1 protein-coding gene is annotated in these 623 nt (G+C 61.0%); it reads left to right on the plus strand.

Annotated features, from left to right (window positions below):
- Positions 1 to 466 precede the first annotated feature (466 nt).
- Positions 467 to 623, plus strand: a 157-nt coding sequence (locus FBQ73_RS23475; RefSeq protein ID WP_138397487.1) for a transposase, incomplete at its 3' end; no start/stop codon positions are given.

Raw genomic sequence — 623 nt, forward strand, 5'->3', positions numbered from 1 at the left:
CCTGCGCAAAGACGCCGAGCGCTCCGTCGCCGGCCTGTGGGACGCCATCGGTCGCCTCATCGACTGCTTCACGTCAAAGGAATGCCAGAACTTCTTCATGGCCGCAGGATATGAGCCATTATGAGCGAAAAATGCTCTAGCGACGCAACCACGGCGGCGAACGACACCACATTCGCGAAAAGGATCTGTGCGACGCCTCCGGGAATTTCTATGCTGAAAGTCTACCTCACGGAACGACTGCAGTGTCCGCTTGTCGGCGCACCTACAACTTCCGCTTCGTGGCGCACTGCGGACGTTGGCTGGGCGGCGAGTAGCGGACGTTCGACTTGATCTTCCTATGAAAAGGTGGACGAGGTTAGGCGGTGTGGACGGTTTCGCGCCGGTTGAGCGGGAGGGGATTCCCTTTTTGTCCTTTCGGTGATTCATAGCGGGTCGGCTTTTGGCGAGGTCGACCACGCTGACGCGGATGACGGATGAGGATTGGGCGGTGGCGCTTGAGGTGTTCCGCGCCTGCCGGTCGCGACGGGGCGACAACGGGCGCGATGACCGCAAGTTCCTCGAAGCCATGCACTATTTCACCGTGCACAACATCTCCTGGCGGGCGCTGCCGGCCGAGTTCGGCG

Origin of the sequence: Xanthobacter autotrophicus (assembly GCF_005871085.1) — a bacterium.
Lineage (GTDB): Bacteria > Pseudomonadota > Alphaproteobacteria > Rhizobiales > Xanthobacteraceae > Xanthobacter > Xanthobacter autotrophicus.